Annotated in this window: 21 protein-coding genes and 1 other RNA gene; 19 read left to right on the top strand and 3 right to left on the bottom strand. The window is 54.3% G+C overall.

What is annotated here, in order from left to right; all coding sequences use genetic code 11:
• Positions 1–16: 16 nt before the first annotated feature.
• Together ACT3TJ_RS01645 and ACT3TJ_RS01640 are read right to left on the bottom strand one after the other, a co-directional pair.
• Complete coding sequence (locus tag ACT3TJ_RS01645; RefSeq protein ID WP_193056276.1) at positions 17–388, bottom strand: YraN family protein; 372 nt, start codon at positions 386–388, stop codon at positions 17–19.
• The gene (locus ACT3TJ_RS01640; RefSeq protein ID WP_444621414.1) at positions 388–1,878 is read right to left on the bottom strand and encodes a penicillin-binding protein activator; all 1,491 of its coding nucleotides are present in this window, start codon (positions 1,876–1,878) and stop codon (positions 388–390) included. Before ACT3TJ_RS01640 ends, ACT3TJ_RS01645 begins: the two co-directional genes overlap by 1 nt.
• Positions 1,879–1,989: 111 nt before the next feature.
• Between ACT3TJ_RS01640 and rsmI the strand changes: the two genes are divergently transcribed.
• The 17 genes from rsmI (at position 1,990) to lpxC (ending at position 20,978) form a co-directional block, all read left to right on the top strand.
• Positions 1,990–2,847 carry a 16S rRNA (cytidine(1402)-2'-O)-methyltransferase gene (gene rsmI, locus ACT3TJ_RS01635; RefSeq protein ID WP_172116337.1) on the top strand — a complete coding sequence of 286 codons (858 nt, stop codon included), beginning with the start codon at positions 1,990–1,992 and terminating at the stop codon, positions 2,845–2,847.
• 32 nt (positions 2,848–2,879) lie between these two features.
• Positions 2,880–3,253, top strand: an RNA gene (rnpB, locus tag ACT3TJ_RS01630) — RNase P RNA component class A.
• A 64-nt stretch (positions 3,254–3,317) separates the two neighbouring features.
• Entirely contained in the window at positions 3,318–4,274 is a 957-nt protein-coding gene (rsmH, locus tag ACT3TJ_RS01625) for a 16S rRNA (cytosine(1402)-N(4))-methyltransferase RsmH (RefSeq protein WP_172116338.1), read from the top strand.
• Between the two features lie 2 nt (positions 4,275–4,276).
• Positions 4,277–4,612 (top strand): cell division protein FtsL, encoded by a 336-nt coding sequence (ftsL, locus tag ACT3TJ_RS01620; RefSeq protein ID WP_172116339.1) that lies wholly within the window; start codon positions 4,277–4,279, stop codon positions 4,610–4,612.
• A complete protein-coding gene (locus ACT3TJ_RS01615) occupies positions 4,609–6,318 on the top strand; it encodes a peptidoglycan D,D-transpeptidase FtsI family protein (protein ID WP_441677045.1) in 1,710 nt (569 codons plus the stop codon). The genes ftsL and ACT3TJ_RS01615 overlap by 4 nt, the downstream gene beginning before the upstream one ends.
• 19 nt (positions 6,319–6,337) lie before the next feature.
• Positions 6,338–7,834: a UDP-N-acetylmuramoyl-L-alanyl-D-glutamate--2,6-diaminopimelate ligase gene (locus ACT3TJ_RS01610; protein ID WP_441677046.1), complete on the top strand. Its 1,497-nt coding sequence runs from the start codon at positions 6,338–6,340 to the stop codon at positions 7,832–7,834.
• Positions 7,831–9,189 (top strand): UDP-N-acetylmuramoyl-tripeptide--D-alanyl-D-alanine ligase, encoded by a 1,359-nt coding sequence (locus ACT3TJ_RS01605; RefSeq protein WP_441677047.1) that lies wholly within the window; start codon positions 7,831–7,833, stop codon positions 9,187–9,189. The genes ACT3TJ_RS01610 and ACT3TJ_RS01605 overlap by 4 nt, the downstream gene beginning before the upstream one ends.
• A 9-nt stretch (positions 9,190–9,198) precedes the next feature.
• A complete protein-coding gene (gene mraY / locus ACT3TJ_RS01600) occupies positions 9,199–10,281 on the top strand; it encodes a phospho-N-acetylmuramoyl-pentapeptide-transferase (protein ID WP_087109356.1) in 1,083 nt (360 codons plus the stop codon).
• 45 nt (positions 10,282–10,326) lie between these two features.
• Entirely contained in the window at positions 10,327–11,706 is a 1,380-nt protein-coding gene (gene murD, locus ACT3TJ_RS01595) for a UDP-N-acetylmuramoyl-L-alanine--D-glutamate ligase (protein WP_444621415.1), read from the top strand.
• Positions 11,703–12,887 (top strand): putative lipid II flippase FtsW, encoded by a 1,185-nt coding sequence (ftsW, locus tag ACT3TJ_RS01590; protein WP_444621416.1) that lies wholly within the window; start codon positions 11,703–11,705, stop codon positions 12,885–12,887. Before murD ends, ftsW begins: the two co-directional genes overlap by 4 nt.
• 17 nt (positions 12,888–12,904) lie before the next feature.
• Entirely contained in the window at positions 12,905–14,002 is a 1,098-nt protein-coding gene (murG, locus tag ACT3TJ_RS01585; RefSeq protein WP_444621417.1) for an undecaprenyldiphospho-muramoylpentapeptide beta-N-acetylglucosaminyltransferase, read from the top strand.
• A 53-nt stretch (positions 14,003–14,055) separates the two neighbouring features.
• A complete protein-coding gene (gene murC / locus ACT3TJ_RS01580; RefSeq protein ID WP_444621459.1) occupies positions 14,056–15,468 on the top strand; it encodes a UDP-N-acetylmuramate--L-alanine ligase in 1,413 nt (470 codons plus the stop codon).
• Positions 15,465–16,403 (top strand): D-alanine--D-alanine ligase, encoded by a 939-nt coding sequence (locus tag ACT3TJ_RS01575; protein ID WP_444621418.1) that lies wholly within the window; start codon positions 15,465–15,467, stop codon positions 16,401–16,403. Before murC ends, ACT3TJ_RS01575 begins: the two co-directional genes overlap by 4 nt.
• A 9-nt stretch (positions 16,404–16,412) precedes the next feature.
• Positions 16,413–17,126, top strand: a complete 714-nt coding sequence (locus ACT3TJ_RS01570) for a cell division protein FtsQ/DivIB (RefSeq protein ID WP_193053783.1) — start codon at positions 16,413–16,415, stop codon at positions 17,124–17,126.
• 302 nt (positions 17,127–17,428) lie between these two features.
• Entirely contained in the window at positions 17,429–18,718 is a 1,290-nt protein-coding gene (gene ftsA, locus ACT3TJ_RS01565) for a cell division protein FtsA (RefSeq protein WP_193053782.1), read from the top strand.
• A gap of 34 nt (positions 18,719–18,752) precedes the next feature.
• Positions 18,753–19,931 (top strand): cell division protein FtsZ, encoded by a 1,179-nt coding sequence (gene ftsZ, locus ACT3TJ_RS01560; RefSeq protein ID WP_172116350.1) that lies wholly within the window; start codon positions 18,753–18,755, stop codon positions 19,929–19,931.
• A 135-nt stretch (positions 19,932–20,066) separates the two neighbouring features.
• Positions 20,067–20,978 carry a UDP-3-O-acyl-N-acetylglucosamine deacetylase gene (lpxC, locus tag ACT3TJ_RS01555; protein WP_172116351.1) on the top strand — a complete coding sequence of 304 codons (912 nt, stop codon included), beginning with the start codon at positions 20,067–20,069 and terminating at the stop codon, positions 20,976–20,978.
• 155 nt (positions 20,979–21,133) lie between these two features.
• Here lpxC and ACT3TJ_RS01550 read toward each other — a convergent pair whose 3' ends face one another.
• Complete coding sequence (locus ACT3TJ_RS01550; RefSeq protein WP_193056286.1) at positions 21,134–21,589, bottom strand: DUF721 domain-containing protein; 456 nt, start codon at positions 21,587–21,589, stop codon at positions 21,134–21,136.
• Between the two features lie 107 nt (positions 21,590–21,696).
• Between ACT3TJ_RS01550 and ACT3TJ_RS01545 the strand changes: the two genes are divergently transcribed.
• Both ACT3TJ_RS01545 and secA read left to right on the top strand, forming a co-directional pair.
• A complete protein-coding gene (locus ACT3TJ_RS01545) occupies positions 21,697–22,044 on the top strand; it encodes a hypothetical protein (protein ID WP_172116353.1) in 348 nt (115 codons plus the stop codon).
• 86 nt (positions 22,045–22,130) lie between these two features.
• A complete protein-coding gene (secA, locus tag ACT3TJ_RS01540) occupies positions 22,131–24,878 on the top strand; it encodes a preprotein translocase subunit SecA (protein ID WP_193053780.1) in 2,748 nt (915 codons plus the stop codon).
• Positions 24,879–24,897: the final 19 nt, after the last annotated feature.

Raw genomic sequence — 24,897 nt, 5'->3', positions numbered from 1 at the left:
CCTGGTTAAAATGGAATTAGTAGGCATCAAAAGCCGCTTTCTCCCAGTGGAACTCGAGAGTGGGCGGAGCGCCCGTAATGGCAAGAATATCAAAGCGGCAAGGCGATGCAAGGCCGAAATTGCCAAGATATAGCTGAGCGGCCCGAATTAGGCGCTTTCTTTTTGTCGGCGTGATGGTTTCCAGAGGGTGTCCGTATCGCGTAGTTACCCGATGCTTTACTTCAACAAACACCAGTGTGTCACCGTCGCGCATCACTAGGTCAAGCTCGCCACCCTTTACGTGATGATTTTGGGTAACGAGGGTAAGACCCCTTTGCTGCAGCCATTGAGCAGCTAACTGCTCAATGGCTGCGCCGCGTTTACGGGCAGTTTGGGCGTTATTTGCCATTATTGCCCAGGGATTAAAATGGGCGCCGGGACACCGTTTTGAAACTTCGCCCAGGGTAGTTCGCGATATATGCGGCCGTCACCCGTCAGGTAGAGCGTTCCTGTGCTGCCGCGTAGGCCATTTAGCGCTGAAATATCTGAAAGCTCGGTCGCAATTTCATAGGCATCTACGCCCATGGCCATTAGGCGGAACATGGAAGCGTCAGACTCTTCGCTCAAACGCTGGTAAGTAGGGTAGAACGGGAGTACTTCTTCACCACCGACAGCGGCGTCAGGAATTTGCCATGGAATATCCATAAACATGACGTCGTCAAGATCCTGGTCACGACGCGCTTGTAAGTGCCCTTCATGCAGGTGGGAAGTGGCGTAAATAGGCAGGTTGGGCGCGTAGTAGTAATCCATGGTGGGCGGGACTTGGCGAGCGTAATCAGGCAAGGCCAGTAGGAACAAGGCATCAATACTGCCCAGTTGAGCACGTTCGCCACTCACGTTTAAGGCTGTCTGAACGGCATTGGTGACCGCGCTGTCCGGGTTGTAGCGTACCGCCGTCGTCACTTCGCCACCCTGGCCGTGAAACTCATTCCAGAATGCTTCGCCGACTCGGCGTCCCCAGTCATTATCTGGCACCATTACCGACATCTGGCGATGTCCGTCCTGGTATGCGCGGCGTGCTGCCTGGCGGGCCTCATCTTCAGCGGAAAGGCCGTACTGGAAAAGACCCGCAGCACGGTTCTGTTCGCCGCTTCCATAGTTCAGCGCAAGGGTGGGAAGCGGTACGCTATTGCGTTGTTCGAGCTGGCTAACCTCGTCTTTGGCGAGGGGGCCGATAATCAGCTGCGCGTTCATCTGTCCTGCACGGCTATAAATCTCATCCATCGAATATTGTGACGCGTCGATGAAGCTGAGCTGTACATTGTCACCGCGAATCTCGTGATGGCGACGCATGGCGGTCGATAGCGTATTGGCGACGCCGCTAAGCGGGCCTGATTCGGGCAGGGCCACAATGATGCGGCTTATGTCCTGACCCTCAAGACTTGGTAGTGTCAGTTGTTCCATGTCGGGTTCATCAAGCGCGGTACGCGCCCAGCGCTGGCGCTCTGTCAGCGTTTCGCGTTGATCATCCTGAATGGGCAGGTCGTCGTTGAGCACTTGCGTGGCACGCAGCACGGCGCGTGGATTATCCATGCCACGCGCTAATTCAGAGAAAAGCAGTGCCCAGCGAACGCGATCCGTGTCTGAAAGCCTGACTTCATCAAGCGCATCGGCTGTCTCAAAAGCACGTTGCCGCTGCCCTTGTTGGGCAAAAATGGTGGCTGCTTCGAGACGAGTTTTAGCCGCTTGATTCGGGGCCTGCTGTTCTGCCTGATTGAGCAAACGGCCCGCCTCCTGATCGTCCGCGCGGTCGACCACGCTGGGCGATTGCATCGCACAGCCAGTCATAAGAAGTGCCAAGAGGCCTGTGGCGAGTACGCCACGCAGAGACTGTTTCATGTATCCTTCCTTAGTTTTCATTTGCGCTGTCGCCGCATGTCAGTGGGTAAGTTGGCATAGCACAAGCATAGCGCACCGTCAGAGCAAGCCATTAACAAATCGGGAGTCACGATGACACACCACAATCCGGGCACATTGTACGTGGTTGCCACCCCAATTGGGAATTTGGACGATTTATCGCCGCGTGCAGCTCGGGTATTAGCGGAAGTATCGCGCATCGCGGCAGAGGATACGCGTCATAGCGCCCGCTTATTGGCGCATTTGGGGATTAATACACCCATGCTGTCGCTTCATGAACATAATGAGGCGCGCCGAGTGGATACCCTGGATGCTTATCTGGAGGCAGGCGAAAGTATTGCATTGATTAGCGATGCTGGAACGCCGCTTATTTGTGACCCTGGGTTTGTGCTGGTGAGAGAGCTGCGCGTGCGTGGCCGTCATGTGGTGGCGCTGCCCGGGCCTTGTGCCTTTGTGACGGCGCTTTCTGGGGCGGGTCTGCCGACTGATCGCTTCACGTTTTGCGGTTTTTTACCCGCCAAGCCAGGCCCGCGCCGCCAGGCGCTGGAGCAGTGGCAAGCTCGGGAAGAAACGCTGGTGTTTTACGAATCCCCACACCGTATTGTGCATACCCTGGAGGCGCTGCGTGACCAAATGCCCGAACGTAGCGTGGTATTGGCCAGGGAGTTGACTAAAACGTTTGAGACCTTTCTTCAGGGCACTCCGGAAGCCCTGTTGGCGCAGCTAACAGAAGATCCTAACCAGGCAAGAGGCGAGTTTGTGGTAATGGTGGCAGGTGCCCCGCCCGTCACTCAAAGCGAACATCAGAATATTGGCGCAGATGCGTTGATGAAAGTGCTGCTGGATGAGGGCGTAGGTGTCAAGCAAGGAGCAGCGATAGTGGCTCGAATGCTGGGCGGTCGCAAACAAGAGTGGTATGCAAGATTGCAGGCAATTAAAACCGAGCATTGAGGCGAAGCGAGGGCGCTGGTATGCTTGCCGCCGGAGTTGGCCAGACAGTCGCCGCTAGCCCATCTTTTTGATGGGCTGGGGGAGGAAAGTCCGGGCTCCATAGGGCAGAGTGCCAGGTAACGCCTGGGCGGCGTAAGCCGACGGAAAGTGCAGCAGAGAGTAGACCGCCTAAGCCTCTTGAAATAAACCTCAAAGGGCCGGTAAGGGTGAAAGGGTGCGGTAAGAGCGCACCGCGCGCCTGGCAACAGTGCGTGGCATGGTAAACCCCACTCGGAGCAAGACCAAATAGGGACCCAAAGGCGTGGCCCGCGCTGGGTCCGGGTAGGTTGCTTGAGCGCTGTGGTGACGCAGCGCCTAGAGGAATGACTGTCCACGACAGAACCCGGCTTATCGGCCGACTCCCCATTTCCATAAGGGGCCCGCAGTAGCGAGCCCCTTTTATTTTTCTATGAGATTTGTGTGAGAGTAACATGCCTTCTCCTGACGCTGACCAGGTCGTTTCACCGTTTCGCCATACCAGCGTATTACTGGAAGGGGCGGTTGATACCCTTGTACATACTCCTGACGGTATTTATTTAGATGGCACCTTTGGTCGTGGCGGTCATTCGCGGTTAATCCTGTCTCGCCTTGGCGACCAGGGGCGCCTGATGGCCATGGACCGCGATCCCCAAGCTATTGCTGCCGCCGCTGAAATCGATGATGCGCGTTTTCAAATTACCCAGCGTGAATTCGCCCGCCTGGCTGACTATGCGCGTGAGCAGGGTGTGTTTGGCAAGCTGTCTGGCGTGTTGTTGGATATAGGTGTTTCTTCTCCGCAGTTGGATGACCCTGAGCGTGGGTTTAGCTTTATGCGCAATGGTCCGCTGGATATGCGTATGGACCCGACGCAAGGCGAAAGTGCAGCCACATTTTTAGCACGTGCTAAAGAGGCGGATATCGCTCACGTGTTTAAAGCCTACGGTGAAGAGCGCTATGCAAAGCGCTTGGCACGTGCGGTGGTCGAGCGGCGTGTTGAAACGCCGTTTACGCATACGGTCGACCTGGCCGAGGTGCTGAAAAAAGCCCACCCTGCTTGGGAAAAGGGGCGGCACCCTGCGACCAAAGCATTTCAAGGGTTACGAATTTATCTAAATGGTGAACTAGATCAACTTGATGCTGCCTTAGACGCAGCCCTTGAAGCGCTAGCGCCCGGTGGTCATCTTGTGGTTATCAGTTTCCACTCGCTGGAAGATCGCCGTGTAAAACGCTTTATACGTCATTATGTGCGTGGCGATTCGCATCTACCGCGTGGTATGCCTATCCGTGATGATCAGTTAAATCGCCGTCTTGAGGCGTTGGGCAAAGGCGTACGCCCTAGTGATGACGAGGTGGTCGGTAATCCACGTGCGCGCAGCGCCGTTATGCGGGCTGCCCGAAAACGAGTATAACCATGAGCATGGATCGGATTGAGCGTTGGAGCTCAACGCTACGCACTGAATGGCCCTTTAAACTACGTTTTCGCACGTGGCCGCTGGTTATTTGCCTGCTTTTTTTTGCCTGCATTGTTAGTGGCTTAGCCACCGTTGTTGTTACTCATTTAACGCGCGTTCAGTATGCTCAGCTGCAACAGCTTGGGCAGGAGAAAAATCAGCTGCAGACCGAATGGGGGCAGTTGCTTTTGGAAGAGGGCGCTTGGTCGACACCCGCTCGTATTGAGCAAATTTCGACGGAGCGCTTGGATATGCGTATTCCTGATGTGCATGATGTTGAGGTGATACGACCATGAGAGGCGAACGTCGGGGAGGGATGCCCCGTCATCTACCTGTTGCCCCCCCGTTAGGTAACGGTCGTTTTTACTTTATATTGATCGTATTTTGCGTAGTGGCATGCATCCTTATTGGGCGCATCACACTGCTACAGGTGATTGACCGACCCTTTCTACAGAGCCAGGGAGATGCGCGAACACTTCGCCATGAAGCGATCCCTGCGCACCGCGGCATGATCACGGATCGAAACGGCGAGCCGCTCGCGATCTCAACACCGGTTGTTACGCTGTGGGCCAATCCTCAAGAGCTACCCGAAGATGGTATTCAGCGCGTAATGCTGGCGCAGGCGCTAGGCATGTCGCCGGATGACTTTGAGGCGCGGGTTGAACTTTATAGCAGCCGTGAGTTTATGTACCTTCGCCGCCAGATGACGCCTCAAGCGGCCCAGCAGATTCTGGATTTACGCACGCCCGGCGTGTATCCCCAGCGCGAGTACAAACGTTACTACCCTGCTGGCGAGGTCGCCGCACAGATACTTGGCGTGACCAATGTAGATGATAGGGGGCAGGAGGGGTTGGAGCTCTCTTATCAGCCTTTCCTGGCCGGTCACCCTGGCCAGCGCCGCGTCATTAAAGACCGCCGTGGGCGTTTGGTGCGCGAGCTAGGCGTCATACGTGAAGCGCAGCCAGGCGGAGACTTGGTGCTCTCAATTGATCAGCGCATTCAATATATGGCGTACCGGGAGCTTCGAGCGGCGGTGGCTGAGCATGAAGCCGATGGTGGCGTGCTTGTCATGATGGATGCCCGCACCGGCGAGGTGTTGGCGATGGCTAACCTGCCTTCTTATAACCCTAATAATCGTACCGGGCTTGATCCCCGTGGGTTGCGTAACCAGGCGCTGGTTGATGTGTTTGAGCCAGGCTCTGTTATGAAACCGCTGGCCATGGCAGCCATTCTTGAAAGCGGCATTGTGGATCGCGATGCCGTTGTGGATACGTCGCCTGGCTGGATGCGTCTTGATCAATTTACCATTCGTGACTTTCGCGATTATGGTGAGTTGACGCTTGCTGGTATTTTGGAGCACTCATCCAACGTGGGTATGTCCCGTTTAACGTTGCAGTTAAGCGATACGGCTATGTGGGAAAAATATAACCAACTAGGGCTGGGGCAATCCCCTGGAACGGGTTTTCCTGGGGAGTCAACGGGCAGTCTTCCGGCCCCGGTGCGCTGGTCGCGTAGTGAGCGGGCAGCGCTCTCTTACGGCTATGGTTTGTCTACCTCGGCTGTTCAATTAGCCAGTGCTTATACCGCGCTGGCTAATGGTGGCATGCGCTTACCGCCTTCATTGCTACGCCTTTCTGAACCGCCCCAAGGACTGCCTGCCATTGAGCCCGCCGTCGCCAATGATTTGCTGAGTATTCTGGAGACATCCGTTGCCGCCTATACCGGTGGTCGGCGCGCACGCGTTGAAGGTTATCGTGTGGGAGGCAAAACCGGGACTGTGCGTAAGTCGGGGCAGGGCGGTTATACCACGGATGCTTATCGCAGTGTATTTGCAGGCATTGCGCCTATTTCCGACCCGCGTATTGTGACCGTGGTGATGATTGATCACCCTAAAGCGGGTGAATTTTATGGCGGTGCAGTGGCCGCTCCGGTCTTTTCAAGCGTGACAGGCAACGCATTGCGCTTGTTGGACGTACCGCCAGACCATGAAGTTGACGAGTAAGAATGGCTAAGGAGATGGCATGACGTTGGCTCCCACCGATGTATGGAGTGCGCTGAGCAAAGTATGGCCGGGTGCTTCGTTTGAGCAGCCGCTTCCCGAACTACCCGCGTCTTTACGTCTGACCACCGATTCACGCGCGCTGGAAGTCGGCGATATATTTGTAGCTGTTCCAGGTAGTCAGCGTGACGGGCGCGATTTTATTCGCGCAGTGCTTGAGCAAGGCGCTTCGCTGGTGCTGGCGCATACCACGGAGCGCCATGCGACCTGGGATGGGCGTGTACTCTACTTGCCACATCTGGCTGCCCGCTTGGGAGAGTTGGGTAAACAACTTTTTAATGTTCCGGATGACCTTGAGGTTATTGGCGTCACCGGTACCAATGGTAAAAGCTCCGTTACTCATTACATTGCAGAACTTAGCGAAGTGCTAGGTGTTCCGGCGGGTGTGGTAGGAACGCTGGGTGTAGGCCGCCCGGGCCAGCTAGTGGATACTGGGCTCACCACGCCGGGGCCTTTAGCCCTGCAGGCGGCGTTTGGAGAGCTGGCGCTTCAGGGCATTAAGCGAGTAGCGCTTGAGGCTTCCTCCCATGCCCTTGACCAGCATCGTTTAGATGCTGCGAATATAAAGGTGGGCGTGTTTACCAATCTAACGCGAGATCATCTTGATTATCATGGCAGCATGGCGGCTTATGCCGCGGCCAAGGCGAAGCTGTTCAGACGTAGCGAGCTTGAGCTTGCAGTGGTTAATGCCGATGATCCTCTGGCGCGATTGATGCTGGCTGGTTGTGATCAAAGCGTTCGCGTATTGGCGGTCGGTCAGGATGAGGCCGTAACGCTACGGGTGATGGACGTTCAGACAAGCGAAACAGGCCAGCAAGCACTTATTGCCACGCCCGAAGGCGAGCACATGTTAGTGCTGGGTCTGGTCGGGCGCTTCAACCTGGATAATGTGTTGTTGGCCATGGCGACGCTTTATGGATGGGGCCATTCGATTAACTCACTTTTCGAGGCTGCCGCTGCGCTTACCCCGGTGCCTGGCCGTATGGCGCTTTATCACGCAAAAGGCGTTCCGGGCGTGGTGATTGACTATGCCCATACTCCTGATGCGTTACACAATGCGCTCACAGCGCTGCGCGCCCATTTAAGCAAGGCGGGCAAGCTGTGGTGTGTGTTTGGCTGTGGCGGTGAGCGCGACACAGGCAAGCGCGCAGAAATGGCAAAAGCGGCGGAGGCTCTGGCGGATGTGGTCGTGGTGACTGACGATAATCCACGGGGCGAGTCAGCAGCGCAGATTCGTCAGCACATTATTGCCGGGCTCGCCTCAACGGCAACACTGCTCGAAATAGCGGACCGTCGTCACGCGATCAGTCAAGTAATTCAGCAGGCAGCTCAAAACGATGTGATTCTGGTCGCAGGGAAAGGCCACGAGGCCTACCAGGAGATCAACGGCGTCCGCCACGCTTATAACGATGAAGATGAAGTCATGAAGGCGTTTGCATTGCGGGGTAGTGCACAATGAACTGGACACTGGCCGATGCCGCCAGAGTGCTGGGAATTATGGTGCCCGCCAGCGATGCATCGCGCGCATTTACCTCCATTGTGACGGACACTCGGCAGATTGTGCCTGGCTGCTTATTCATCGCGCTTAAAGGGCCGCGGTTTGATGGTCATGATTTTATCGAACAGGCCCGCGACAAAGGCGCGGCGGCGGCACTGGTTGAGTCCGCTGTTGAAAGTCCACTGACTCAGTTGGTATGCCCTGATACACGCCTGGGGCTTGGGCTTTTAGCGGGCGCGTGGCGCCGTCAGTGCGCTATCCCATTAGTCGGTATCACGGGAAATAGTGGCAAAACGACGGTGAAGGAGATGACGGCTGCGCTGTTATCGCCGTTGGGTAACGTGTTGGCCACCAAAGCCAATCTTAATAACGATATTGGCGTACCCCTCACGCTTTTACGCTTAGCGCCCGAGCATCAAGCAGGCGTGATTGAGTTAGGCGCAAATCACTTGGGTGAAATCGCCTGGTCCAGTCGATTAACCGTACCGGGTGTGGCGGTGATTACCAACGTAACGGGCGCGCATGTTGGCGAGTTTGGAGGCATGGGTCATATTGCCCAAGCCAAAAGCGAGCTGCTGAACGGTCTAAGTGAGCAGGGCATTGCGGTGCTCAATCGCGATGATCGTTACTACCCCTTTTGGGCTGCCTGTGCGTCGCCGCGCCGTGTGATCAGTTTTGGGTTTGATAGTGCCGCGGATGTTCATGCCTCGGCGCTTTCCTGTGACTCTCAGGGGCGGTATGCTTTCACGCTTGTTCAACATGGCAAACCGCTGGGCGATGTGCAGCTTGCCATGCCAGGTAAGCACAACGTGAGCAATGCGCTGGCCGCGGCTGCGGCCGCATTAGCGATAGGCGTAACGCCCACGGATGTGATTGAAGGTCTGCGGACCCTGCGCGCATTGAAAGGAAGGCTAAGTATCGTTTCGGGACTTAATGGTGCCACGCTGTTAGACGATACGTATAATGCCAACCCTGGGGCGGTCAAAGCCGCTATGGAGACGTTAATGCGTTTCCCCGCGCCGCGTTGGTGCGCACTGGGCGCCATGGGTGAGCTGGGAGACGAAACGGAAAAACTGCATGCTGAGATGGGCCGCTACGCGGCTGAGCTTGGCATCGACGGGCTGTTGACGTTGGGTGATAACGCGCGTCCAGCTTGTGACGCCTTCGGTCGCGGGCAGCATTTTGACGACCACGAGACGCTAGTGCGTCATGTCATTAATACTTTGCCGCCCAATGCCACGTTGTTGGTTAAAGGGTCGCGTAGCGCCGGTATGGAAAAGATCATTACTGCGCTGTGCTCGGATGAAATAAGGTAAACGCCGTTCATGTTACTTTACTTGGCGAATTTTTTAGCTCAGTACTATACGGGCTTTCAGGTTTTTAACTATCTCACCCTGCGCGTCATTCTTGCCGCGTTAACGTCATTAATGCTTTGCCTTTGGCTAGGGCCGTGGGTTATTCGCCGGCTTGTGGAAGGCCAGATAGGCCAGGCCGTGCGTGATGATGGCCCGCAGTCACATCTATCAAAAGCGGGCACCCCTACTATGGGAGGGGTGATGATCCTGCTGGCCATCGGCATCAGCACCATCATATGGGGTGATTTAACCAACCGCTACGTGTGGGTGGTATTGGCCGTTACGCTGGGCTTTGGTGCGATAGGCTGGGTCGATGATTACCGGAAAGTGGTAGAAAAGAACCCGCGAGGCCTGCCGGCACGCTGGAAATACTTTTGGCAGTCGGTGGTAGGCCTTGGCGCTGCGTTAGTGCTGTTTTTCACCGCAACCACGCCCGTTGAAACCAGCTTGTTGGTGCCGCTGTTTAAAGACGTCGCACTGCCGCTTGGCGTGTTCTATATCGTATTAACCTACCTGGTGATTGTGGGTAGCTCTAACGCCGTGAATTTAACCGACGGGCTGGATGGCTTGGCCATTATGCCAACCGTGCTGGTAGCGATGGGATTGTCGGTGTTTGCCTACGCTAGCGGTAATGCAGTGTTCGCTAACTACTTGCATATCCCGTTTATAAACGGCACCGGTGAGCTGGCTATTTTCTGCGCCACGATTGCAGGTGCGGGTCTCGGCTTTTTATGGTTTAACACGTACCCCGCCCAGGTGTTTATGGGAGATGTAGGTGCGCTTGCCCTGGGGGCGGCGCTTGGGGTTGTGGCGGTCATCGTTCGCCAGGAGATCGTCCTGTTTATTATGGGCGGTATCTTTGTAGTGGAGACGTTGTCGGTGATCCTGCAAGTCGGGTCTTACAAACTGACGGGGCGGCGTATTTTCCGTATGGCGCCGCTGCATCACCACTTCGAGTTAAAAGGTTGGCCTGAGCCACGCGTTATTGTGCGCTTCTGGATCATTACCGTTGTGCTGGTGCTGCTGGGCCTCGCGACGCTCAAGGTTCGTTAATCGGTAGCGTTATCGCCTTAAGCGTAAACCGCAAAGGAGCCAGAGATGGTGCGAGTACCCAAGGGTGTCACAGTGGTCGTTGGCTTAGGCCTTTCAGGCCGAGCAATATGCCGCCACCTGGCACGCACGCATACGCCGTTTATGGTCGTCGATACGCGCAGCGAGCCGCCGGGGCTTGACGCTTTTTATGCAGCCCATCCAAACGTTGACGTCATCTGCGGCCCTCTGACGTCGCTCGATTTTACGGACGCTTATGAAGTAGTGCTTAGCCCAGGCGTTGGCCCCGATTCGCCGGGTCTTGAAAGCCTGGCTGGGCGCGTTAACCCGTATACTGGCGAGCCTGTGCTGATTGGTGAAACGGCGCTGTTTGTTCGCGGGACCCAGGTCCCCATTGCGGCTATCACGGGCTCAAACGCGAAATCCACGGTGACCACTCTACTGGGTGAGATGGCCAGGGCGGCTGGTTTGCGAGTGGCGGTTGGCGGCAACCTGGGAACGCCCGCGCTGGATTTATTGGCCGAGCAGCCGGATGCAGAGCTGTATGTTCTTGAGCTTTCCAGTTTTCAGCTTGAAACCACGCCTGTCTTGGGTGCAAAAGTCGCGGCTTTCTTGAATCTGAGCGAAGATCATTTGGATAGGCATGGTGATATGTCGGTCTATCGTTTGGCAAAACAACGTATTTTTAACGGTGCGGAGTATGCGGTTGTCAATCAGGACGACCCCCTGACCTGGCCTTTTCAAGAAGGACCAGGCATTGCCAGCTTTTCAGCGAACCCGCCCACAGACAGCAACTGGGGGCTGGTATGGCAAGGGGCCGAGCTTATGCTCATGCAGGGGCAGACGTCATGGGTTTCGGCGAGTGAATTGAAGATGGCTGGCCAGCACAACTATACGAATGCATTAGCAGCACTGGCAATGGGGCAGGCGTTGGCGCTTGATGCATTTTCCATGGTAGAAGCCTTAAAAGCCTTTACGGGGTTGCCTCACCGGAGCGAAACAGTAGCCTGTATTAATGGGGTGACGTGGATAAACGACTCGAAGGGCACCAATGTTGGGGCAACATTAGCCGCCATTGAAGGGTTGGGCGCCACGTTAACGGGCCGCTTGATTTGGTTGGCGGGTGGTGTAGGTAAAGGCGCTGACTTTTCGCCGTTAGCGGTGCCGTTGGCGCGCTGCGCGCGGTTGGCACTGCTATTTGGTGCTGATAGTGATCGAATTTCAGACGCTGTAGCAGTGCATGTGCCGGTCCAGCAGGTAAACGACTTAACGCAGGCAATGGAGGCCGCATTTAGCCAGGCAGAGCCTGGCGACTGTGTGTTGCTGTCACCTGCCTGTGCAAGCCTGGACCAGTTTCCCAACTACCAGGTTCGAGGTGATGCTTTTCGTCGCTGGGTGGAAAGCAGTGCGACGGGAGTACCCTTATGAGCCGATTAAAGCGCTTGCACACTGTATTAACGACGCGAAACTCCCCCTGTGATATCTGGCTCATTGCAGCCGCTGTGGCGCTTGCAGGCATTGGCTGGGTGATGGTCAGCTCGGCCTCAATAGGGCTTCTGGAGAATAGCTTCTACTACTTTCGGCAGCATGGGGTTTTCTTGCTCATTTCAACGCTAGGCTGCTTGTTTATGCTTAGCGTACCCCTTGAAGTATGGCGCCAGAATGCGGCACTGATTTTTTTAATAAGCGTAGCATTGTTGGTAGGCGTGTTGCTGTTTGGTCAGGAAATTAACGGCAGTAAGCGCTGGATATCGCTGCCGGGCCCGCTGCCTAGTCTTCAAGTATCTGAGCTTGGTAAAATAGGCCTTATCTTTTACATGGCGATGTTTATGTCGCGTTTTACCTATGATTTACGCCGCCGTGTTTTTACCATGTGGCGTCCCATTGCGGTGTTGGCGCTACCAGCAGGATTGCTGTTTTTAGCGCCCGACTTTGGCGGCATGGTGGTCTACACCACGTGTGTCATTGGCATGTTAATGATGAGTGGTGCATCGCTCGTGTTACTTATTGGCAGCGGTACTGTTTTGGGATTTGGTGCGGTCATGATGGTGGCGCTGGAGCCTTACCGTCTGGCGCGTTGGACCAGTTTTTTGGATCCGTGGGCAGACCAGTTCGCAACCGGCTATCAGTTGACCCAAGCGCTGATTGCCTTTGGTCGTGGGCATGTTACAGGCACCGGGTTAGGAAATAGTGTCCAGAAACTGCACTATTTACCCGAGGCGCATACCGATTTTATCTTTGCCGTTATTGCCGAAGAGCTAGGCATGATTGGCGCTATTGCGATTATCCTGCTGTTTACCCTGTTGATTAGTCGCGCCATGTGGATTGGCCGAAAGGCTGAACTTGCGGGCCATCTTTTTGGTGCTTACGTAAGTTACGGTATCTGTTTTGTTATTGCCTCTCAGGCATTTATCAATATGGCGGTAAGCTCGGGGCTGCTGCCCACCAAGGGGCTGACCTTGCCCTTGATAAGTTATGGTGGTTCGAGCTTATTGGTTATTGGCATGATGATTGGTCTGCTTTTGCGGGTTGACGCAGAAACACGACAGCGGCCGAGCCGTGCGCCAACCCCCTATAAACCGCGCCATGAACCGCGGTTATCGAAATAATTTTCAAGGAGTCGTTTGTGACGGTGAACGCACATCGGCGTGTTTTAATCATGGCAGGAGGAACGGGTGGGCATGTGATCCCCGCGCTTTCCCTTGCGCGTGCGCTTATGGCGCAAAACATTGACGTTGAGTGGTTGGGTAGCCCCAGAGGTATTGAAAATCGACTGGTGCCCGAGGCCGGTATTAAGCTGCATACCATTGCCGTGAGTGGGTTGCGCGGTAATGGTATGGCAGGCTGGCTTAAAGCGCCGGTGAACCTTAGCCGAGCTATTTGGCAAGCACGTGATGTCATAAAAAGCTTTAAGCCGCAGTTGGTGGTTGGCCTCGGTGGTTTTGCCAGTGGTCCGGGCGGGCTTGCTGCGTGGCTATCGGGTATTCCGCTGGTCGTTCATGAGCAAAATGCAGTTGCCGGCTTAACCAACCGCGTGCTTTCCCGCCTAGCGACGCGCAGCTATGCTGCCTTTTCTGAAGCGTTCGGTACGCGGGCAGACGTCATTGGCAACCCCGTGCGTGAAGATATAGCGACACTTGGCCAAGTGCCGCGTACGGTCGAGGCATTACAGGGGCGTCCGCTGCGCTTGTTAGTGGTGGGGGGATCATTAGGTGCTGTGGCATTAAATGAACGCTTGCCCCAAGCGATTGCTGCGCTACCACCCGGTAAGCGCCCGGAAATACGCCACCAGGCCGGGAAGTCGCGGGACGCTCAAACGGCACAAGGGTACGCCGAACATGGCATACAGGCCGATGTTTCCCCGTTTATTGATGATATGGCCGCAGCGTATGATTGGGCTGATTTGGTGGTTTGTCGAGCGGGGGCGTTAACGGTTGCAGAGCTGGCGGCTGCGGCAAAGCCCTCGCTTCTTGTTCCGTTTCCTTTTGCGGTCGATGATCACCAGCGAGTCAATGCCAATGTGCTGGTTAATGCGGGTGCTGCGCTATGCGTTGTGCAGTCCGCGCTGACGCCTGAGCGCTTAACGCACTATTTAAATGACCTGTTAGAGCCCGCTACGCTGGCGCTGATGGCTTCCCGTGCACGCCAGGCCGCGCACCTGGATGCCACAGAGCGATTAGCCGAAGGATGCCTGGCGATACTACACAAAGGAGAAAACGTGTGACCGACTCAGTAACCCCATCGTCGCTGCAACGCATAAGCTCAAGCGGCCCGGGTATGCGCCGTATTCAGCATATTCATTTCGTCGGTATCGGTGGCGCGGGCATGTGTGGTATTGCCGAAGTATTGGCCAATCAAGGTTACAGCGTCAGTGGCAGCGATATGAAAGCCTCTTCGGTTATTGAGCGGCTTCGCATGTGTGGTGTTCGGGTTGAGATTGGCCATGCCGAGGAGAATGTCGAAGGGGCCGACGTTGTGGTTGTTTCAAGCGCCGTTGATACGACCAACCCTGAAATTCGCTGGGCACATGAGCACCGTGTCCCCGTGGTGCGTCGTGCCGAGATGCTGGCAGAGTTAATGCGATTTCGTCACGGCATTGCGGTTGCCGGTACCCATGGAAAAACAACCACGACCAGCTTAACGGCGACGCTGTTAGCCGAAGGCGGCCTGGACCCGACCTTTGTCATCGGCGGGAAGTTGACCAGTGCCGGTACCAATGCGCGCTTGGGTGAAGGGGATTATCTGGTTGCAGAGGCTGATGAGTCTGACGCTTCATTCCTGCATTTGCAGCCAATGGTGTCGATAGTTACCAATATTGATGCTGACCATATGAGCACCTATGGTGGCGATTTCGAACGGTTAAAAGATACCTTTATCGAATTTCTACACAACCTGCCGTTCTACGGGTTGGCTATATTGTGTATCGATGACCCGCATGTACGGGCACTGCGAACTCAGATTAAGCGCCAATTCGTTACCTACGGTTTTGAAGAAGATGCCGATTATCGGATTACCGATTTTGTGCAGCAAAGTGGTGAAGTTTCCTTTACGGCTTTGCGGCCTGGCCAGGCTGCGCCCTTAAACGTGCGGCTTGCCATGCCTGGTCAGCACAATGCGCTTAATGCGATGGCAGCGATTGTTGTTGCTACGGATGCAGGCGTGAGTGACGAGGCGATTCTGCGTGGTCTGGCGGGGTTTGCTGGGGTAGGGCGGCGCTTTCAAGTGCATGGCCATTTCCCTGCGCCTAAAGCGCCCGGCAAGATTATGTTAGTGGATGATTATGGCCATCATCCGCGCGAAGTGGATATGGTCATCAGAGCAGTCCGCGCTGGCTGGCCTGAGCGTCGTTTAGTGATGCTTTATCAGCCCCACCGCTACAGCCGGACCCGGGATCTCTATGAAGATTTCGTTCGAGTATTGTCCCAGGTAGATACGCTGGTGCTTTTAGACGTATACAGCGCGGGCGAGGCGGTTATCCCTGGCGCTGAAGGGCGCACGCTTGCAGGTTCGATTCGTCAGCGCGGTGAGGTAGACCCGCTTTTTGTTGAACATAAGCAGGAGCTGCCAGCGCTATTGGCCAATGTACTGAGACCCGATGACATTCTAATTACTCAGGGGGCGGGCGACGTAGGTGGTATCTCGCTCAGCTTGGCCAAGGCGAAGCTGCAAATGAGTGAGGTGGAGCTGTGAGCCTGAAAGACGTCAATATTGATTGCTCACGTGTGGTGGTGGTTTACGGCGGCTCTTCTGCTGAGCGTGAGGTTTCCCTTAAAAGTGGTGCCGCTGTACTCGAGGCGCTAAAACGCCAAAAGATTAACGCAGAAGGCTATGACTTACGCGATAAGGGGTTAGCCGGACTTGAGGCGATGGCGCCATCGGCGATATTTGTCGCCCTGCATGGTCGTGGTGGTGAAGACGGTACGCTGCAGGGCGCGCTTGAACTCCTGGGTATTCCCTATACCGGTAGTGGCGTTATGGCGTCAGCACTGGGAATGGATAAGCAGCGCACCAAGCAGGTTTGGCAAGCCATTGGGCTGCCCACGCCGGAAAGCATTATGTTAACGGCTGATGCAGACTGGGCCGGAGTAGTCGCCAAGCTTGGGTTGCCGATGATGGTTAAGCCAGTACATGAAGGCTCCACGCTTGGGATCAGTATAGTTAAAAGCCAGGAGGCGCTTGAGGCCGCCTATCGCGAAGCGGCACAATTTGATGCCCGAGTGATGGCCGAGCGCTTTGTGGTCGGTGAAGAGTACACGGTGGCGCTGTTGGATGAGCGTGTATTGCCCGCTATTCGGGTCGAAGTGCCTGGCGGATTCTATGACTATGAAGCCAAATACGTTTCCAATACGACCCAGTACCATCTTCCTTGTGGGCTTACCGCAGAAGAGGAAGCGCAGCTGGCAACGCTGTGCCAGCACGCGTTTGCGGCCATTGGTTGTGAAGGCTGGGGGCGTGTGGACGTGATGCGGGATGCCAATGGCCAGTTCTGGCTATTGGAAGTTAATACCGTGCCTGGCATGACCGATCACAGTTTGGTGCCTCAAGCCGCTGCCTATGCGGGCATCGAATTTGATGACCTGGTGGTGCAGATACTCCACTCTGCCGGAAAGCAGAACGCATCATGATGAGGCCTTATGAAAAGGCGTAATGCCTGGTTTGGTATCCTGCTTCTGGCGTTACTGTTAGTGGCAGGAGGGCGCGCGCTATGGCTATGGCTGGATCGGCCCATCGAGCGTGTTTCCATCCGTGGGGAGTGGGATTACGTAAGCGCAGATTACCTACGCACTCAGCTTGCCCCTTTGGTTCAAGGTGCCACTTGGTTATCGGCTGATTTAGGTGTGCTGCGTAACCGGGCCCTGGAGATTGGCTGGCTTAAAGAAGTGCGTATTTCTCGTGAGTGGCCGAATGCGCTGGTGTTTGAACTGGCGGAACAAGTGCCCGTTGCGCGCTGGAATGATGACTTTTTGCTTAACCCGAAAGGCGAGCCCTTTGCTTTTGCACCTCTGGCGGTGCCTTCAGGTCTTCCTGATCTTGCGGGCCCCAGCGGAAGCAGTGAAGAGGTGCTAAATTACTATCATCGTCTAACACCTTATTTCGCAAACTTGTCGTTGGCACTTACTCAGTTTCGATTAGAACCGCGCGGTGCATGGCGTGTACAGCTAAGTAACGGTACCTGGATTATGCTGGGCCGGCGCGAGCATGAAGTGCGTTTGGCACGCTTAGCGGCCTCCTGGCAGCGCGAGTTATCAAGGTATAGTGAGCATATTCGTTATATTGATCTGCGCTATCCTAACGGTGTCGCTGTTGCCTGGCATGGTCAGAGCGATTTTGAGGCATCAGAAGACTAACTCAAGTTTTAATTAACGCGCTTTAGCCATGATAAGTCGCCGTCAGCGCGTAAAAACGCATTAATGGGGTTTAAATTACACTTCAAGCCCATTATTGTGGGCTTGGGCTGGTCGTATTATGCCAATTGTTTCTATACTATGGGATATCGGTGATTTTGTAGATTTAAACTTCACATCAGCGTACTGCGCTATTGAGCTATCAGCGCTTACCGGTTGCAAGTTATAATAGGCAAAGAATAAGTTGGTTTAAGTATCCCTATTTATTTTAATTTTAAAAAGTTTACAAGGAGAATTCCCGACTCATGGCAGGCTCACCCAATGCATCGAATATGGTGGTCGGGCTGGACATTGGAACGTCCAAGGTCGTCGCAATTGTCGGTCAACCTACCGATGATGGCGGCATTGAAATTGCTGGTATCGGCTCGCATCCGTCACGGGGTATGAAGCGAGGCGTTGTCATTAATATTGAATCAACCGTTCAATCTATTCAGCGCGCTGTGGAAGAAGCCGAGCTTATGGCTGGTTGCGATATTCACTCGGTATATGTGGGCATTGCGGGTAGTCATATTAGCTCGATGAATTCAGATGGCGTGGTCGCTATTAAAGAGCGTGAAGTTACTCCTTCTGATATTGATCGCGTTATTGATTCAGCGAGGGCAAGGGCGGTTTCAGAAGGTCAGCGCGTTTTACATGTACTGCCCCAGGAATTTGCAATTGATGCACAAGGCGGTATTCGCGAGCCCTTGGGCATGTCCGGTGTACGTTTAGAAGCGCAAGTTCATCTGGTAACGGCAGCACTCAACGCGGTACAGAATATTGAGAAATGTGTTCGACGCTGTGGTTTGGACGTCGACTCAATTATCCTGGAGCAGCTGGCATCCAGCATGGCAGTGTTGACCGAAGACGAGCGTGAATTAGGCGTTTGCATGGTGGATATCGGCGGTGGAACCACTGATATGGCCATCTTTACTGAAGGTGCCATTCGACATACGGCCGTTATACCAATTGCTGGTGATCAGGTCACCAACGATATTGCCATGGCGCTACGTACACCGACGCAGCACGCAGAAGAGATCAAGGTTAAATACGCTTGTGCCTTAACGCAATTGGCTGCAAGCGATGAAATGATTAAGGTTCCTAGTGTGGGTGATCGTCCGTCACGCGACTTGTCGCGTCAGGCGCTCGCAGAAGTGGTCGAACCACGCTATGAAGAGCTATTTACACTGGTTAGAGACGAATTACGTCGCAGTGGCTATGAAGACATGGTTGCCGCTGGTGTTGTGCTCACTGGTGGCACCTCACGTATGGAAGGGGTCGGCGAACTGGCGGAAGAGATATTCCACATGCCGGTTCGTATTGCTTGTCCGCAAAACGTTAAAGGTTTAGCGGATGTCGTGAGAAACCCCATTTATGCGACAGGTGTCGGCTTATTGCACTATGCACTGCAAGAAGCGCGGCATGGGCAGGGTCTAGAAAGCCACGGGGGAGTCATTGCACCTCATAAAGGTCGCAACGAGCTCTCTCGACGTGATATCAAGGAAGACCATTCGGCGCTGGCCAGAATCAAGGGCTGGTTCAAAGGAAATTTCTGACAGGGCCGCAAGCGCGGTTCAGGAGACGGGGCTTATGTTTGAATTGGTAGATAACGCACCCTCAAGTAGTGCGGTCATAAAAGTAGTCGGTGTTGGTGGCGGCGGCGGCAATGCCGTCAATCACATGGTTGAAAGTAACATTGAAGGCGTTGAATTTATTTGCGCCAATACCGATGCCCAGGCGCTTAAACGCGTATCCGCAAAAACAGTATTACAGCTAGGTGGTGAAATCACCAAGGGGCTCGGTGCTGGCGCCAACCCTGAGGTAGGTCGTCAGGCCGCGATGGAAGATCGTGACCGAATCGCTGAGCTGCTTGAAGGCGCCGATATGGTCTTTATTACCGCTGGTATGGGCGGTGGTACAGGCACCGGCGGCGCGCCAGTGGTTGCGCAAGTTGCCAAAGAACTGGGTATTTTAACGGTAGCTGTCGTTACGCGGCCTTTCCCGTTTGAAGGCCCCAAGCGTATGCGCGCTGCCGAAGAGGGAATGAAAGAGCTCTCTCAGCATGTTGATTCGCTGATCACCATACCCAACGAAAAGCTTTTATCCGTACTGGGTAAAAGCGCGACGCTGTTAACTGCGTTTAGCGCTGCTAATGATGTATTGCTTGGCGCTGTTCAAGGTATTGCCGAGCTGATCACAAGCCCTGGTATTATCAACGTCGACTTTGCTGATGTGCGTACTGTTATGTCTGAAATGGGCATGGCAATGATGGGTACGGGCGGAGCTACCGGCGAGAACCGCGCCCGTGAAGCAGCCGAAAAAGCTATCCGTAGCCCGCTTCTGGAAGATATCGATCTGCATGGCGCGCGAGGCATTCTGGTCAATATTACGGCAGGCCCGGATCTGTCGATTGGCGAGTTCAACGATGTAGGTGCCACCGTTCAAGAGTTTGCTTCACAAGAAGCGACCATTGTCGTGGGAACTTCCATCGATATGGAAATGTCTGATGAGCTGCGTGTTACTGTTGTTGCTGCTGGATTAGATGGCGCGAAAGCTGCCAAAGCGACGACACGTGAACCTGCACGTCGCTCTTCTGCTGACTCTTCTGATTACCGTAAGCTACAGCAGCCTACCGTAATGCGTCAGCAAGCAACTGCCCGTGCAGAGGCGCCTGAACACGCGCCCAAACCGCGTCCGGAAAAGAGTCGCTCAGCCGATGCTGACGACTATCTGGACATACCTGCTTTCTTGCGCCGTCAGGCCGATTGATTGTTTCTATAGGTTTACCGGGCCAGCAAACGAGTGTTTTATTGGTTAAAACGCTCGTTTGCTGTTAAAGTGAACGCTGTTTGATAACTTTCCTTCCCCTACGGTACTACCGTCATTAGAGTTCGACCACTGCCCATGATCAGACAACGCACCCTACAAAACGTCATCCGCGCCACTGGAGTGGGTCTGCACTCCGGCAAAAAAGTCCACATGGCTTTGCGTCCGGCGCCGACAAACACCGGGATTGTGTTTGTTAGAACCGATCTGGAGCCTGTGGTACATATACCCGCACGCGCAGAGTTAGTGGAAGACACAACACTTTGCACTGCACTTTCACTCGAAGGTGTGAAAGTGGCAACGGTTGAGCATTTGATGTCAGCGTTTGCAGGACTAGGCATCGATAATGCTTACGTTGACCTAAGTGCTCCCGAAGTACCGATTATGGACGGTAGTGCCAGCCCGTTTGTGTTTTTAATCCAATCGGCGGGTATTCTTGAGCAGGATGCAGCAAAGAAATTTATACGTATCAAGCGTCGCGTCGCGGTTAAAGATGGCGATAAAGAAGCCGTTTTCCTTCCGCACCAAGGGTTCAAGGTCTCGTTCGCCATTGACTTCGACCACCCGGTTTTCGAACAGCAGAAACAAACCGCGCTTATCGACTTTTCGACGACCTCTTTTGTGAAAGAAGTTTCTCGGGCGCGCACCTTTGGGTTTATGAAGGATTTGGAGTTTTTGCGCTCTAATAACCTGGCCCTGGGGGGAAGCCTGGATAATGCGATCGTGGTTGATGATTATCGCATCGTCAATGAAGGCGGTTTGCGTTACGAAGATGAATTCGTCAAGCACAAGGTGCTGGATGCGATCGGCGATTTGTATCAGTTAGGCTACAGCCTGATTGGTGAGTTTCACGGTACAAAATCTGGCCATGCGCTGAATAACCAGCTTTGCCGCGAATTGATGGCACAGCCTGATGCTTATGAAATCGTGACGTTTGAAGATGAAAAAGCCGTTGCGCCTATTTCGTACGCAGCGCCTGCAATGGCCTAACTGCCAAGCAGGAGTGTCAGATATTAGCTATGACGCGCTATCCAGGTTCCACCTTTGGTAGTCAAGCTCGATAACTGGACTTGATGAAAAAAAGCACCGCTCAGGCGGTGCTTTTGCGTTTCTGGCATTTGAGAAGTGCGCAATGTGCGCGGCGCTTATTTTGGTGCGTGAGACGCAAGGCGCTCTAGCGCTTTACGTAGCGCAGGATTGTGCGTGTCGCTTGCGCACTCGCTGAGCGTTTTTCCCGCACTGGCGGATAAGTGTCGGGTATTACGCAAAGGCGCCTCAACTGGGCGGACGGGGCGTACTTTAAAGGTAAAGCCGTTCACAGCCTCAAAGCCTGGCAGTTGATGTAGCAGCGTCAACAGCCGCTGCTGTTCAAAGCGCAACCATGTCAGCCAGCTTGCCTGCCCACTGATCAGGGTTAAGCGCCCATCGCGAAAGCCGCCGACAAAGATATGTGGGCGCATCTCTTCTGGCAGGTGGGCTCTTAAATGACACTGGGCCTGATCTATCAAGCGAGACTGGCGCATTAATTGGCCAATATCCCCTGACTTGTTTAGCAGACGGGCGATGGGCTGTGCGCGAGAACGCTTAACCTTTATACTCATACGCTTGAATCCTGGGGTAACCCCTCAATATATAACCAAGTAGCGGCATCTACACGGATGCATTACTTATTTGCAGAGCCTAACACGCTCAGGAGCCAATCCACAGCATGTCCTCCACGCTTAACACCTTTTCTGCTTTGCCGCGACGTAACCGTCGCTATGGCTTGGCGCGTTGGTGGCTGGCGGGGCTCCTGGTAAGCTGCTTGTTGCCCAATAGTTTAGTGCCTTTTGATGCCATGCGGGGGGCTGAGCGTAACGTCTGCGTGTGTTTGTGGGTGCCGGCTATTTTACGTGCTCAATCGCATTGGATCGCCAAAAGGCGACGCGCATTGCGCGGTTGGCAGCAGCGATTTAAACGTATCGCGGTGCAGCGCCACTTTTTACCTGTTTATGTCTTTATAAAGCGCCGGGTAGCCGCACACGATGTGCTTACCCAGCGCGGTCCGCCCGCTTAACTCACGGTTTTCTACAACGTACTTTACTTGCCTTATACGGAACAGGGCGAAACCCATTGGTTCGCTCAAGATGATTTGGAAATTTCATGATTAATAATTTGTTACGCAAGGTTGTTGGCTCCAAGAACGACCGTGAAGTAAAGCGCATGCACAAAAACGTTCGCAGTGTGAACGTGCTCGAAGCTGAGCTTGAAGGATTAAGCGATGCTGAATTACAAGGTAAGACAGCGGAGCTGCGTTTGCGCCTGGAAAATGGCGAGGCGCTGGATAGTTTGTTGCCTTCTGCGTTTGCGATTGTGCGAGAGGCCAGCAAGCGCGTCATGGGTATGCGGCATTTTGATGTACAGATGGTGGGGGGCATGACCCTGCACCGTGGTCGTATTGCTGAAATGAAAACCGGCGAAGGTAAAACGCTGGTAGCAACACTGGCCGTTTATCTCAATGCGCTGCCTGCAAAGGGCGTACACGTTGTTACCGTCAATGACTACCTTGCCCGCCGTGATGCCGAGTGGATGCGCCCGCTGTATGAGTTTTTAGGGCTTTCTGTTGGGGTTATCTTTTCCGGTCAAACCGGGGAGGAGAAACGCCATGCATATCGGTGTGATATTACCTACGGTACCAATAACGAATTTGGCTTTGACTACCTGCGCGACAACATGGCGTTCTCTTTGGAGGATAAGGTGCAGCGTGGCCTGCACTATGCCATTGTCGATGAGGTGGACTCTATCCTGATTGATGAGGCGCGTACGCCGTTGATCATATCAGGTGCGGTGGATGAAAATACCAATCTTTATAACGTCGTTAATCAGCTTGCCCAGCAGTTGGAAGAGGGTGAGGTCTCGGAAGATGACGACCAGCCTGCAACCGGCGATTTTGTGCTGGAGGAGAAGCAAAAGCAGGTTGAGCTGACCGAGCAGGGGCATAACAGGGTTGAAGAGCTGATGCAGGCGGAAGGCCTTCTTAAAGAGGGTGAATCGCTTTACGCCGCTCAAAACCTGAATTTACTTCAGCACATGCATTCTGCGCTCCGGGCACGGCATCTCTACAATAAGGATGTTGATTACATCGTAGTGGAAGACCAGGTGGTCATCGTTGATGAGCATACTGGACGGACGATGCCTGGCCGCCGTTGGTCGGAAGGGCTTCACCAGGCTGTTGAAGCCAAGGAAGGGGTCACCGTTCAGCGCGAGAGCCAGACGCTGGCATCCACCACCTTCCAGAACTATTTCCGCTTGTATGAAAAACTGGCAGGCATGACCGGCACTGCTGATACGGAAGCCTTTGAGTTCCGTCAGATTTATGGGCTTGATGTTATCGTCATTCCCACCAATCGCCCGTTAGCCCGTAAAGACCTTAACGACCTGGTCTACCTTAGCTCCGAGGAGAAGTACGAGGCGATTATTAAGGACGTTCAGGCCGAAACAGAGGCAGGCCGCCCGGTGTTGGTAGGTACGGCGTCCATCGAGACGTCTGAGTACCTGGCGCACTTAATGCGCGAAGCGGGGCTGAAGTTCAATGTCCTGAATGCCAAGCAGCACCAGAGTGAAGCTGAGATTATTGCTCAGGCAGGGCGTCCTGGCGCGATCACTATTGCCACCAACATGGCCGGTCGAGGTACCGATATTATGTTGGGGGGCAACTGGGAGGCTGACGTTGCCAAGCTGCAAAACCCAAGTCAGGCGCAGATTGATGCATTAAAAGCCGAGTGGAAGCAGCGTCACGATGGTGTGCTGGAAGCCGGTGGCCTGCACGTTATTGGTTCGGAACGCCATGAGTCTCGGCGCATTGATAACCAGTTGCGTGGGCGTTCTGGCCGTCAGGGCGATCCAGGTTCAACGCGGTTCTTCCTGTCGTTGGAAGATAGTCTGATGCGGCTATTTGGTTCTGACCGCGTTAAGCGTCTCATGCAGGCATTGGGCCTGGAGCGCGGCGAAGCCATTGAGCACAAAATGGTATCTAACGCCGTTGAGCGTGCCCAGAAAAAAGTGGAAGGGCGTAACTTCGATATTCGTAAGCAGTTGCTTGAATATGATGACGTGGCAAACGACCAACGCCGGGTTATTTACGAGCAGCGCAATGAGGTTCTGGCCTCTGATGACATTTCAGAAGCTGTCGTGGGTATTCGTGAAGAAGTCATGGAAGACACTATTAACGACTTCGTTCCGCCGCAGAGTTTAGCCGAGCAGTGGGATCTGGCTGGGCTTGAAATGCACCTTAAGACAGAATTCAACCTGGATGCCCCGGTGGTCCAGTGGGCCGCTGATGATGAGCGCTTTAGCGAAGAGAAGCTGCGTGAGCGTCTGCAAGACATGCACCGTGACGCTTATGCGGCCAAGGTGGATGCCGCAGGCGCGACCCTGATTCGTCGTTTTGAGAAGCAGGTCATGCTTCAGGTTCTGGATACGCGTTGGAAAGAGCACTTGCAGTCCATGGATCACCTGCGTCGGGGCATCCATTTACGCGGCTACGCACAAAAGAACCCCAAGCAAGAGTACAAGCGTGAATCGTTTGAATTGTTCCAGCACCTGCTGACCAATATTAAAGCGGATGTCACCCGTATTCTGAGCCATGTTCAGGTACGTCAGCCTGAAGAAGTTGATGCGCTGGAGCAAAAGCGGCGTGAAGAGCTGGCCCGCGAAAAAGCCGCGGCCGCGAATCGTCACGATGATGCTTCTTCCAGTGAAAGCGGATTAAGCGGTGAAAACAGTGATGTAGAAAGCACTGAACAGGACGCACGCCCTGTCCGTCGCGAAGGGCCGAAAGTTGGCCGAAACGACCCGTGTGTGTGTGGTTCAGGTAAGAAGTACAAGCAGTGCTGCGGCAAATTAAGCTAATCAGAAGCGGTCTGGATTT

It is taken from the genome of Halomonas sp. AOP30-A1-24, assembly GCF_052378165.1.
GTDB lineage: Bacteria > Pseudomonadota > Gammaproteobacteria > Pseudomonadales > Halomonadaceae > Vreelandella > Vreelandella citrativorans.
The sequence above is the reverse complement of the archived record's forward strand: the minus strand, read 5'-3'. Positions and strand labels throughout refer to the sequence as shown.